Below are 12,814 nucleotides of genomic sequence, written 5' to 3' on the forward strand. Positions count from 1 at the left end.
GCCTCCATTTCAAAAGTGGCGGTTTCCGGAAATGTTTGCTGTCTGCCGAATACACGTCCGGGAAAGCGGATCGCGCCGGATAAAAGTGCAAAAAGACCGGGCAGCACGGCGGCTGCCCGGTCTCCAAGCTTAGGTGATTCACTTATGCGGCTCGATCACAAGATGGCGGTGAGGTTCCCTGCCTTCCGAACGGGTGTCGACATCAAACCGCTCCGACAGAGCGTTGTGGATGATCTTGCGTTCGCCGGCAGGCATCGGTTCGAGGGCGATCCGCTGTCCGGTCCGGACGGCCTGGTCGGCCTTCCGCTCCGCAAGTTCCTCAAGCGTCTCTTTCCGCCTTGCCCGGTAGTCCCCGGCATCGACGGACACGAGAAGGAACTGCTTCGCCTTGTTGTTGGCGACAACCTGGACGAGTTGCTGGAGCGCGTTCAGCGTCTGCCCGCGCTTCCCGATGAGCAGTGCGGCGTCGGGGCTTTCCAGCCGGAATTCAAGGTTCTTCCCGTCCAGCATATGAAACACGTGAACGTCCTTTGCACCCATCTCCGAAGCGACGGCTTTCAGGTAGTCCGCCGTCTCCTCGATGGCTTCGTCCAGCCGGCGGATCTCTTCTCCGGGACCATCCCCGTCCGGCTCATCCTGTTCATCCGGGCGGACCGGCTCGAGCGGCTCTGTCGGAACGACCGGGATGACCGGCCCTTTCGCCTCGTCCCCGCTGTCGTCGGACAGTTCCGGAATGTCCGGATCCACCGTCTCATGCTTTGCGATCATAGGGCTCTGTTCTTCTGCGGCATCTTTTTCCGTTCCGGACGGGACCGGATCAGGGTCTGAGGCTGCAATGTCGAAAACGGCCGAGACGCGCACCTTGGCGTCCTTTGCACCGAATCCGAAAAACCCTTTTTTGCCTTCGTCAATGACGTCGATTACCACTTCTTCACGGGCGAGGCCGAGTTCGTTCAGCGCATTCGAGACTGCCTGTTCGACCGTGGCACCCGTTGCGACCGTCTGCTTCATTTTTTCTTACCTCCCGAGTTGGGGCCGCCTTTCTTCCCGCCTTTGCCTTTTGCGGCAGCCGGCTGACCGGCAGGCTTTCCGGAAGGCCGGCTTCCCCTGCTGTTCGCCGCGGCAACCGCGGCCGGTTCCGGTTTCTTCTCCCACGGCTTGTACAGGAACAGGTTCGTGATGAACGAGATGATGTTCCCGACAATCCAGTAGAGCGTAAGCGCCGCCGGCAGGATTGTACCGATGAAGAAGATCATGACCGGCATGAAGTACATCATGACCTTCATCTGCGGATTGTCCATCGCAGGGCCCGTGCGCAGCACGATGAACTGCATGGCCGCAGCGAGGAATGCGAGGATGACGCTCGGCTCGGCGAGATTAACTCCGAGGAATGTTCCGACCTCGATGCCCGGTGTGGCGTTCATCCGGCTGATCGCATGGTAGAACCCGATAAGGATCGGCATCTGGACGATCACCGGGAAGCAGCCGGCGGCCGGGTTGACTTTCCGCTCCGACAGCAGCTGCTGGAACTCCTGCTGGTACTTCTGCTGAGTGACGGCGTCTTTCGACTTGTATTTTGCCTGGAGCGCCTTGATCTCCGGCTGGATCTCCTGCATCCGCTTCGAGCTCTGCGTCTGTTTGACCATGAGCGGCAGAAGCACGAGGCGGATGATGATCGTCACGGCGATGATTCCGAGCCCGTATGTGCCGAGCAGGTTTTTGAATGCCGTGATGACGGAGACGAGCGGCCAGATGATGAAGCGGTTCCAGAACCCTTCGCTGTCCGCGTAGATCGGTTCCTTGAACTCGGTGCATCCCGCAAGGAATGAAGCGAGCAGGGCGACCATGAGGACGAGCAGCAACTTCTTCTTCAAAATCGTTCCCCCAGACTGATATCTTTCCTTATATGATTCTGTCGGACGGAGTCCCGCCCTTTCCCTCCATCGTACCACGGGGACGGCCGGAGGTTCTACTTCTTTCTCAGCACCTTCGCGATACGCATCACGTGGATCAGGCTTTTTTTCGATGTGTGAAAATCGAAGGCCGCCGCCTGGTGGCGGGCGATGATGATATAGTCCATATCCGGCCGGAGCTCGTCCTTCAGTTCATGGACCGCCTGGCGGACGTACCGCTTGATGCGGTTGCGCGTCACCGCGTTTCCGATCTTTTTGGAAACGGAGATCCCGATGCGGAACTCTTCCTGGCCCTCTTTCCGCAGCGAATAAATGACGAACTGCCGGTTTGCGAAAGACTTACCTTTCTTGAACACCTGCTGAAAATCCTCGTTCTTCTTGACCCGCTGGTGTTTATTCATATTCCACACCCACCTGATTGTTTATTGTTCATCGGATATTGGTCCGGACACTCGCTCGTCCCTCATTTCAGCCGAATACGGGCTAAACGAAAAAAAAGACCACTGAAGTGATTCAGTGGACTTATGCCGAAAGGACTTTTCTGCCTTTGCGGCGGCGTGCTGCGATGACGCGGCGGCCGCTCTTTGTTTTCATGCGTGCGCGGAATCCGTGTACTTTGCTGTGCTTGCGTTTATTTGGTTGGTACGTGCGTTTCATCTATAAGACACCTCCTGGTCGTTGCCGATTAACTTCAAACAGTCTTGTATATTATAAATGAGCGGGCCGCACCTGTCAACTGTCCCCAGGTGAATCGGAACGTTGCCGATCGCTCCGCTGCTCTTTCTTCCTCCAGCCGTTTCCCGTCCGTTTCTCCTCCCTCCTCGGGACTTTTTCATTCCAACAAGTTATCCACGGCTTGCCCGGACCCCCTGTGGGCGCCGTTCGACAAGAAAAAAGTTATGCACACCATTTATCGACAAGTTTCGCACAGCTCCACGCCCTGTGGATAAGCAGTTTGTGCACAGTTTCGGGCCGTGTGGATAAGTCCCTTGAAGTGTTGTGCTTTCCGGTTTTTTTTGTTACGATGTTGGAGCATAACTTTTCGCCGGAAGAAGCCGGTTAAATTCTTATCCACAATTGTTAATATGTTGTGGATAATTTTTTCCGCGTTTTTTGACAACTGCTGTCCACAGCCTGTGGATTTGTGCGCAAATCCGCCGGCGTGAATAATATTCCGACAAAATAATCTGCAAAGGAGGCTGTGTGTTGGAACAGTTCGAGGATTTATGGAATCAGGTGCTCGCCCGAGTGGAGCAGAAGATTTCAAAACCGAGCTTCGAAACGTGGCTGAAGTCCACCCGGATGATCGACTACCGGGGCGACACCGTCATCATCGGCGCGCCCAACTCATTTACCCGCGACTGGCTGGAGAACCATTATGTCCAGCTGATCGCCGGCATACTCGCCGAATTGACCGGCGAAGACGTACATATCCGCTTCACGGTGCCGAAAGACGCCGATGAAGACCAGTTCAATATGCCGAAGCCGTCAAAACAGAAAAACGGCCGGCACGTCGATCCTTCGCCGGGTATGCTCAATCCGAAATACACGTTCGACACGTTCGTCATCGGGACCGGCAACCGGTTCGCCCACGCCGCTTCGCTCGCCGTGGCGGAAGCGCCGGCCAAGGCGTACAACCCGCTCTTCATCTACGGGGGCGTCGGACTCGGCAAGACCCACCTGATGCATGCGATCGGCCACTACGTCCGCGAACACAATCCGGATTCAAAAGTCGTCTACCTGTCGTCGGAGAAGTTCACGAACGAGTTCATCAACTCGATCCGCGACAATGAGGCCGTCGAATTCCGCGATAAATACCGGAACGTCGATGTTCTCCTGATTGATGATATCCAGTTCATCGCCGGAAAAGAACAAACCCAGGAGGAATTTTTCCATACCTTCAATACGCTGCATGAGTCATCAAAGCAGATCGTCATCTCGAGCGACCGCCCGCCGAAGGAGATTCCGACGCTTGAAGACCGTCTCCGCTCGCGGTTCGAATGGGGACTGATCACCGACATCACGCCGCCTGATCTCGAGACCCGGATCGCCATTCTCCGCAAGAAGGCGAAGGCGGACGGCCTCGTGGACGTTTCGAACGACGTCATGCTCTACATCGCCAACCAGATCGACACGAACATCCGGGAGCTCGAGGGCGCGCTGATCCGCGTCGTCGCTTATTCCTCGCTCGTGAATGAAGACATCAGTCCGAAACTTGCGGAAGAGGCGCTGAAGGACATCATCCCGAACGCACGGCCGCGCCAGGTGACGATCCTCGACATCCAGAAGACGGTCGGCGAGCATTTCAATATCCGTCTTGAGGACTTCGCCGCGAAAAAGCGGACGAAATCCATCGCCTTCCCCCGGCAGGTCGCCATGTACCTGTCCCGGGAACTCACCGAATCCTCGCTGCCGAAAATCGGGGAGGAGTTCGGCGGCCGGGATCACTCGACCGTCATCCATGCCCACGAGAAGATCTCCAAAATGCTCAAGGAAGACGAAAATCTTCAGCAGGACGTCAAGGAGATCAAGGCCGCGCTCGGCAAAAACTGACTGTGGATAACAGGGGACGGACGTGCACGCCGATGCACAGTTTATAAACATGTGAATAGCTTAGGGGTTTCTGAGAATATCGGACTTATCCACAAATCCACAGCCCCTACTACTATTACTATTATTCTTTTTTACTTTTAAATTAAATATATATGCGGAGGTATGAAGATGAAATTTGAGATTTCGAGGGACCGGCTGATCGACGGACTGAGCGACGTCATGAAAGCCGTCAGTTCAAAAGCGGCTGTCCCGATCCTGACGGGGATCAAACTTGAGGTCGATGATGAAGGTCTCTATCTGACCGGAAGTGACTCGGATATCACGATCCGGACTTTCGTCCCTGCAGAAGAAGACGGGGAGCAGCTCATCCGAACCGATGAACGGGGGGCGATCGTGCTCCAGGCCAAATATTTCAGCGAGATTGTCCGGAAGCTGCCGACCAATCTCGTCGAGATCGAAGTGAGCAACCATCTCCAGACCCATATCCGGTCGGGCAAATCCGAGTTCCATCTCATCGGTTCCGATGCAGACGACTATCCGCAGCTTCCGGAGATTGATGACGACCGGCATTTCGCCATTCCGTCAGATCTCCTGAAGACGATCATTCGAGAAACGGTATTTGCGGTTTCTACTTCCGAAAGCCGTCCGGCCCTCACCGGCGTCCACTGGGAAGTGAAGGAGGGCGAGCTCGTCTGTGTGGCAACGGACAGCCACCGTCTCGCACGCCGGAAGACCAGCCTGGAAAACGCGCCGGAAGACGAATACAGCATCGTCATCCCGGGAAAGAGCCTGCAGGAGCTGAACAAGATCCTCGAGGACTCGGGAGATGCGGTCGGCATCACGATGAGCAACAAGCAGGTGCTGTTCCGCGCGGGGCACGTCCTGTTTTATTCCCGCCTGCTGGAAGGGAACTATCCGGACACGTCCCGCCTCATCCCGTCTGAATACAAGACCGACATCACCGTGAACGGCCGCACGCTACTCCAGTCGATCGACCGGGCGTCGCTGCTCGCAAGGGAAGAGCGCAACAACGTCGTCCGCTTTACGGCAGACGGCAGCAACACGGTCGAGATCTCGTCAAATTCTCCGGAAATCGGGAAAGTTGAGGAGCAGGTCGAAACGTCGTCGATGGAAGGCGAAGAACTGAAAATCGCATTCAGCGCAAAATACATGATGGACGCCCTCCGCGCGATCGAAGGGCAGGACATCGTCATCCGGTTCACCGGAGCGATGCGCCCGTTCGTGCTCAAATCCGTCGAAGACGACACGCTCCTCCAGCTCATCCTGCCCGTGCGCACATACTGAGACATCGGGAAAACACCCGAAAAAGGGACGGCCAGAACGCCGTCCCTTTTGATAACCCCCAAACATTCGGTAAAATGAACACAAAAGCGGAGCGGGCCGGAAGAAGAGAAGTCAGCCTAAGAGCGCCGATTCTCGGCAAAGGCTGACTGACCCGCTTTTAGCGGGCCTCCGACAGGCATAAGGCAGGATGCAGAGCGAAGCCTGCTTCGCGGCGCATCATGCCTTATGACCCCGAGCCCCTAGCGCCCGCAGCTAGACGGTACAAAAGCGGAGGGTGGCTGAATAGAGGCGACAGGCACAAGACGGTCTGCGGCGTGAAGCCTGCCTCACAGAGCAGAACGACTTGTGACCCCGAGCCTCTGCCGCCCGCAGCTAGACGAAACAAAAGCGGAGGGCGCTGTTTAGGTTCGGCAGGTGGAAGCCAAAACTATAACGAATGCTATAAAGCCCCGATCTTTTAAGCGCATAAAACTGACCTGAATAATCGGTGATCGGACCGATGACCGACAAAGGAAAGCAGAGGACGGAACGAGGAAGAAAGGCGGTAATCCACGATGGAACAGCTGGTAATCGATAGCGAGTTCATCACGCTCGGGCAGGCGCTCAAAATGACGAATGCCATCAGTTCGGGGGGAATGGCGAAATGGTTCCTTTCCGAGCATCCCGTTTACGTGAACGGCGAACAGGAGGACCGTCGCGGGCGCAAACTCCGCGACGGGGATGTCCTCAACATTCCAGGGACGGGCAGATTCAAGGTGACCGGGCCGTCCCCGGGGTCGAGCGATGTACATTGAAGATCTGAAGCTGATCAACTACCGGAACTATGAAAAGCTGGAGCTTTCATTCTCTCCGCAGATCAATGTATTCATCGGTGAAAATGCCCAAGGGAAGACGAATGTCATGGAAGCGATCTACGTCCTGGCGATGGCCAAATCGCACCGGACCTCAAACGATCGTGAATTGATACGCTGGGGCGCGGATTATGGTAAAATAGAAGGAGTGGCGGAGCGTAAATACGGGCCGTTGCCGCTTGAGTTAACCCTTACAAAAAAAGGCAAGAAGGCGCGGGTCAATCACCTCGAACAGCCTCGTCTCAGCGACTATATCGGACAGCTGAACGTCGTGATGTTCGCGCCGGAGGATCTGCACCTCATCAAGGGCAGCCCCCAGGTGCGGCGGCGTTTTTTGGATATGGAGATCGGGCAGGTGTCGAGGGTCTATCTTCACGACCTGCTTTCATTCCAGAAAGTGCTCCGGCAGCGCAACTCCATCCTCCGCGCAAACCAGGGCAGGGGCAGCCTGCAGGATGTCATGTTCGACGTGTACACGGAACAGTACATCGACCTTGCCGTCCAGGTGATGCGGAAGCGGTTTGCGTTTGCAGAGCTTCTTCAGAAATGGGCGGAGCCGATCCATTTCGGCATTTCGCGCGGAAGAGAGGAGCTCCGGGTCATCTACGAGCCGCTGAAGGGCGTCGATCCGGACCAATCGGCCGAGGAGATGAAGGAACGGCTCGGCTCGCGGCTGCTCGAGCTCCGCGGACGAGAACTGGAGCGTGGAGTGACGCTCGCGGGCCCGCACCGCGACGACCTGACATTCCTTGTGAACGGGCACAACGTCCAGACATTCGGATCGCAGGGGCAGCAGCGGACCGCGGCCCTGTCGCTGAAGTTGGCGGAGATCGAACTGCTGAAGCAGGAAACCGGCGAGTCGCCGGTGCTGCTGCTCGATGATGTCCTGTCCGAACTGGACGACTACCGGCAGTCGCATCTCCTCAACACGATCCAGGGGCAGGTGCAGACGTTCGTCACGACGACGAACATCAGCGGGATCAACCACGAAACCATCCGGCAGGCCGATCTCTACCACGTGGAGTCGGGAGAAGTCGAGACGGAAAAGAAAGACGTTTGAACACGCGGGCGGGCATGGTCCCTCCGCGGGTTTTCACTCATATAGGCATTGCAGCACAAGGTTTGGGTCCATGAAAGGACAGGTGAGCGGAAATTGGCGATGGATGAAAACAATCTTCACGAAGACGATTACGGCGCGGATCAGATCCAGGTCCTCGAGGGGCTGGAGGCGGTACGGAAACGCCCCGGCATGTATATCGGCACGACCAGCTCGAAAGGCCTTCACCACCTCGTGTGGGAAGTCGTCGACAACAGCATCGACGAGGCGCTGGCCGGTTACTGCGATCATATCGAAGTGGCCATCGAGAAAGACAACTGGATCCGCGTCCAGGACAACGGCCGGGGCATCCCGGTCGGCATCCAGGAAAAGACGGGCCGTCCGGCTGTGGAGGTCATCATGACCGTCCTTCACGCAGGCGGCAAATTCGGCGGCGGCGGATACAAGGTATCCGGCGGCCTGCACGGCGTCGGCGCTTCAGTTGTGAACGCCCTGTCCGAGCGGACCGAAGTGACCGTGGCACGCGATGGCCATCTGTATTTTATTGCGTTTGAGCGCGGGAAGATCGCTGAAGAATTGAAAGTCATCGGCGACACGGAAGAGACCGGCACGATGACACGCTTCAAAGCGGATCCCGAGATCTTCACCGAAACGACCGTCTATGAATATGACATCCTGGCGCACCGGCTTCAGGAACTGGCTTACCTGAACCGCGGACTCCGGATCACGATCACTGACGAACGCGGCGAGGAAATCCGCGAGAACTCATATTACTACGAGGGCGGGATCAAATCCTACGTCCAGCACATCAACGAGAACAAAGAGCCGATCCACGAAGAGCCGATCTTCATCGAAGGCGAGAAAGACGGCATTTCGATTGAGATCGCGATGCAGTACAACGCCGGCTACGCGGCCAACCTCTTCTCGTTTGCCAATAATATCAATACGTACGAGGGCGGAACGCACGAGTCCGGGTTCAAGATGGCCCTGACCCGTGTGATCAACGACTATGCGCGCAAAAACGGGCTGCTCAAGGAAAATGAGCCGAACCTTTCCGGCGACGATGTCCGGGAGGGGCTGACCGCCATCATTTCGGTCAAGCACCCGGACCCTCAGTTCGAAGGACAGACGAAGACGAAGCTCGGAAACTCAGAAGTGAGCACGATCGTGAACACGCTCTTCTCGGCCGGACTTGAGCGCTTCCTGCTTGAGCATCCGAATGGTGCCCGGACGATTGTCGACAAGGGCCTCATGGCGGCGCGGGCACGCATCGCCGCGAAGAAGGCACGCGAATTCACCCGCCGGAAATCCGCGTTGGAAGTGTCCAGCCTGCCGGGCAAGCTGGCCGACTGCTCTTCCCGGGACCCGGCAATCAGCGAACTGTACATCGTTGAGGGGGACTCTGCCGGCGGCTCCGCAAAGAACGGACGGGACCGCCACTTCCAGGCGATCCTGCCGCTGCGCGGGAAAATCCTCAATGTGGAAAAAGCCCATATGAACCGGATTCTCGGAAATGCCGAAATCCGGATGATGATCACGGCGCTCGGCACGGGCATCGGCGATGAATTCACGCTTGAAAAGGCGCGCTACCATAAGCTGATCATCATGACCGATGCGGACGTCGACGGCGCCCATATCCGTACGCTCCTTCTGACCTTCTTCTTCCGGTTCATGCGGCCGCTCATCGAAGCGGGCTATGTGTACATCGCACAGCCGCCGCTCTACCAGATCAAGCAGGGGAAGACGGTCGAATACTGCTACAACGATGCCGAACTCCAGGAAATCCTGGGCCGGCTCCCGCAAGTGCCGAAACCCATCATCCAGCGCTACAAGGGTCTCGGTGAGATGGACAAAACGCAGCTGTGGGACACGACGATGGATCCGGAACACCGGACCCTGCTCCAAGTGTCGCTCGAAGACGCGCTCGACGCGGATGCCACGTTCGAGCAGCTCATGGGCGACGAAGTCGGGCCGCGGCGCCAGTTCATCGAAGAGAACGCGGAATATGTAAAGAACCTGGATATTTGAGGCTTTTTGAAAGGAGTCAACTACCATGGCAGACACGCCGAATCGTGGCGTCCAGCGCATCAATATCAGTACGGAAATGAAAACCTCGTTCCTCGACTACGCGATGAGTGTCATCGTATCGCGTGCACTGCCGGACGTGCGGGACGGGCTGAAGCCGGTGCACCGGCGCATCCTGTACGCCATGCAGGACCTCGGGAACACAGCAGACAAACCGTACAAGAAGTCCGCCCGCATCGTCGGCGACGTCATCGGTAAATATCATCCGCACGGTGACAGCGCCGTCTATGACACGATGGTCAGGATGGCGCAGGACTTCAACTACCGGTATATGCTCGTGGACGGACACGGCAACTTCGGGTCGATCGACGGCGACTCGGCGGCGGCCATGCGGTACACCGAATCGCGCATGTCGAAGATCTCCGCGGAGCTGCTGCGCGACATCAATAAAAACACGATCGACTACCAGGCGAACTATGACGGCCAGGAAAAAGAGCCGATCGTCCTGCCGAGCCGGTTCCCGAACCTGCTCGTCAACGGGACATCCGGCATTGCGGTCGGCATGGCCACCAACATTCCGCCTCACCATCTCGGCGAGACGATCAACGCCGTGCTGGCATTGGCCGACAACCCGGCCATCACGACCGAGGAACTCATGGAGATCATTCCGGGTCCGGACTTCCCGACGGGCGGACTCATCCTCGGCAGGAGCGGCATCCGCCGAGCATACGAGACCGGCCGGGGATCGATCCTGACACGGGGCAAGGTTGAGATCGAGACCGCATCCAACGGCAAGGAAACAATCCTTGTCCATGAACTCCCGTACCAGGTGAACAAGGCGCGCCTCATCGAAAAGATCGCCGAACTCGTCCGGGACAAGCGGATCGACGGCATCACCGACCTCCGGGACGAATCGGACCGGAACGGCATGCGGATCGTCATGGAGATCCGCCGCGATGCAAACGCGCACGTCGTCGTGAACAATCTTTACAAGCACACCGCCCTCCAGACAAGCTTCGGCATCAACATGCTGGCGCTCGTGAACGGCCAGCCGAAAGTGCTCAGCCTGAAGGAGATTCTGTTCCACTACCTGGAACACCAGAAGGAAGTCGTCACCCGGAGAACGCAGTTCGAGCTGAACAAGGCGGAGGACCGGGCGCACATCCTCGAAGGACTCCGCATCGCGCTTGATCACATCGATGAGATCATTGCGCTAATCCGGGCATCGAAAAACACCGACGAGGCGAAATTGGCGCTTATGGGCCGGTTCAACCTGTCGGAGCGGCAGTCCCAGGCCATCCTGGACATGCGGCTCCAGCGCCTGACCGGCCTCGAACGGGACAAAATCGAGGAGGAGTATAAAGAACTCCGCATCCTGATCGAAGAGCTCCGTGCCATCCTGGCAGACGAGGAGAAGCTGCTTACGCTCATCAAGGAGGAACTGATCGATGTAAAGGACCGATTCTCCGATGATCGGCGATCCGTCATCACGTCAGGCGGTTCCGAGATGATCGAGGATGAGGACCTCATCCCGGTCGAGAACTCCGTGCTCACCCTCACCCACAACGGCTACATCAAGCGGCTTCCTGCAAGCACTTACCGGAGCCAGCGCCGAGGCGGACGGGGCGTCCAGGGGATGGGGACGAACGATGATGATTTCGTCGAGCATCTTCTTTATACATCCACCCACGACCGGATCCTGTTCTTTACGAACAACGGGAAAGTCTACAGGCTGAAAGGCTATGAAGTGCCGGAATTCAGCCGTACGGCGAAGGGCCTGCCGATCATCAACCTGCTCGGTCTCGACAAAGGCGAACAGGTCACGGCCATGCTGCGCGTGGATGAATACGACGAGGAGGCATTCCTTGTCTTCACGACCAAGTACGGTGTGGCGAAACGCACACCCGTCACGCATTTTGCGAATATCCGTTCAAACGGCTTGATCGCCCTCTCCCTCAGGGAAGAGGATGAGCTCATCGCCGTCAAAATGACCGATGGCCACAAAGACATCGTCATCGGTACGCGTGACGGCATGCTGATCCGCTTTGACGAGGAAGATCTCAGGCCGATGGGACGGACCGCAACCGGTGTCCGCGGGATCCGTCTGCGCGGCGAGGATTATGTGGTCGGCATGGACGTCATCGAAGAAGGCCAGGAGATCCTCGTCGTCACCGAGCAGGGCTTCGGCAAGCGCACGCCTGAATCCGAATACCGGAACCAGTCTCGCGGCGGCTATGGCCTGAAGACTGTCCACGTGACGGACCGGAACGGCCCGCTCATCGCCATGAAGGCGATCGACGGCACCGAAGACATCATGCTGATCACGATCCACGGCATCCTGATCCGGATGGATATCGCGGACATCTCGGTCATCGGCCGGATCACCCAGGGCGTCCGGCTCATCCGCCTCGGCGAAGGCGAGTACGTTGCCACCGTCGCCAAGGTTGAAAAGGAAGAGGAAGAGGACATGCCGGACGGCGAGATGGAAGACGTTCTTGAAGAACAGTTTGATGACCCCGAGATGCTTGATCCGGAATCGGCGGTCCGGGGAGAATTCCCGACAATCGAAGAAGACCAGGAAGACTTCGGACATGAAGAGGAAGAGCCGGCTGAGGAATCAGGCGAAGATTCCGGCTTTGACGAAGAGTGAGAACCGAATAGATGCAGGAAAGAGGAGCCCGGTTGATGCGGCTCCTCTTTTTGTGTGGGATGAAAGAACCTGAAACTTTTTTGAAAAAGTGCTTGCATCCAAGCGATGTGCCGTGTATAGTAGAGAAGTTGCTTTTAAACGAGGAGTTGCCGATTGGCAATGATCCTGAGGAATGAAAAACACAAAGATTTTTGTTGACATTCCGAAGCGGCGATGTTATGCTAGTTAAGCAGTCGACGAGAGAGTCGGCAACGCGATGAACCTTGAAAACTGAACAGCAAAACGCTGATAATTTTGTTCCCGGATCCCGACCCCGTCGGGTGAACGGAACATATGATTCGGACATATCAAGCAGATATGCCAGCAACAAAGTATGAGCTTACTCATACTCTCTTATGGAGAGTTTGATCCTGGCTCAGGACGAACGCTGGCGGCGTGCCTAATACATGCAAGTCGAGCG

10 protein-coding genes and 1 rRNA gene are annotated in these 12,814 nt (G+C 57.0%); 7 read left to right on the forward strand and 4 right to left on the reverse strand.

Going from position 1 to position 12,814, the window contains the following annotated elements:
• Nucleotides 1-138: 138 nt before the first annotated feature.
• The 4 genes from jag to rpmH form a co-directional block, all read right to left on the reverse strand.
• Complete coding sequence (gene jag, locus BN1189_RS05700) at nucleotides 139-1,011, reverse strand: RNA-binding cell elongation regulator Jag/EloR (RefSeq protein WP_040226404.1); 873 nt, start codon at nucleotides 1,009-1,011, stop codon at nucleotides 139-141.
• On the reverse strand, nucleotides 1,008-1,874 hold the full coding sequence (gene yidC, locus BN1189_RS05705) for a membrane protein insertase YidC (RefSeq protein ID WP_040226405.1): 867 nt from the start codon (nucleotides 1,872-1,874) through the stop codon (nucleotides 1,008-1,010). The genes jag and yidC overlap by 4 nt, the downstream gene beginning before the upstream one ends.
• Nucleotides 1,875-1,969: 95 nt before the next feature.
• Complete coding sequence (gene rnpA, locus BN1189_RS05710) at nucleotides 1,970-2,314, reverse strand: ribonuclease P protein component (protein ID WP_040226407.1); 345 nt, start codon at nucleotides 2,312-2,314, stop codon at nucleotides 1,970-1,972.
• Between the two features lie 121 nt (nucleotides 2,315-2,435).
• Entirely contained in the window at nucleotides 2,436-2,570 is a 135-nt protein-coding gene (gene rpmH, locus BN1189_RS05715; RefSeq protein ID WP_040226408.1) for a 50S ribosomal protein L34, read from the reverse strand.
• A 549-nt stretch (nucleotides 2,571-3,119) separates the two neighbouring features.
• On the opposite strand from rpmH, the gene dnaA reads away from it, so the two are divergent.
• The 7 genes from dnaA to BN1189_RS05750 all read left to right on the forward strand — a co-directional run.
• Complete coding sequence (dnaA, locus tag BN1189_RS05720) at nucleotides 3,120-4,466, forward strand: chromosomal replication initiator protein DnaA (RefSeq protein WP_040226409.1); 1,347 nt, start codon at nucleotides 3,120-3,122, stop codon at nucleotides 4,464-4,466.
• A gap of 168 nt (nucleotides 4,467-4,634) precedes the next feature.
• Nucleotides 4,635-5,771, forward strand: a complete 1,137-nt coding sequence (gene dnaN / locus BN1189_RS05725) for a DNA polymerase III subunit beta (RefSeq protein WP_040226410.1) — start codon at nucleotides 4,635-4,637, stop codon at nucleotides 5,769-5,771.
• Between the two features lie 554 nt (nucleotides 5,772-6,325).
• Entirely contained in the window at nucleotides 6,326-6,565 is a 240-nt protein-coding gene (yaaA, locus tag BN1189_RS05730) for a S4 domain-containing protein YaaA (protein WP_040226411.1), read from the forward strand.
• Nucleotides 6,555-7,682: a DNA replication/repair protein RecF gene (recF, locus tag BN1189_RS05735; RefSeq protein WP_040226413.1), complete on the forward strand. Its 1,128-nt coding sequence runs from the start codon at nucleotides 6,555-6,557 to the stop codon at nucleotides 7,680-7,682. The genes yaaA and recF overlap by 11 nt, the downstream gene beginning before the upstream one ends.
• Nucleotides 7,683-7,781: 99 nt before the next feature.
• The gene (gyrB, locus tag BN1189_RS05740) at nucleotides 7,782-9,707 is read left to right on the forward strand and encodes a DNA topoisomerase (ATP-hydrolyzing) subunit B (RefSeq protein WP_040226415.1); all 1,926 of its coding nucleotides are present in this window, start codon (nucleotides 7,782-7,784) and stop codon (nucleotides 9,705-9,707) included.
• Nucleotides 9,708-9,732: 25 nt separating this feature from the next.
• Nucleotides 9,733-12,354, forward strand: coding sequence for a DNA gyrase subunit A (gyrA, locus tag BN1189_RS05745; RefSeq protein ID WP_040226417.1), 2,622 nt, complete (start codon nucleotides 9,733-9,735; stop codon nucleotides 12,352-12,354).
• A 392-nt stretch (nucleotides 12,355-12,746) separates the two neighbouring features.
• Nucleotides 12,747-12,814 (forward strand): 16S ribosomal RNA (locus tag BN1189_RS05750); the annotation flags it as partial.

Origin of the sequence: Bhargavaea cecembensis, from assembly GCF_000826125.2 — a bacterium.
In the GTDB taxonomy this organism is placed as follows: Bacteria; Bacillota; Bacilli; order Bacillales_A; family Planococcaceae; genus Bhargavaea; species Bhargavaea cecembensis_B.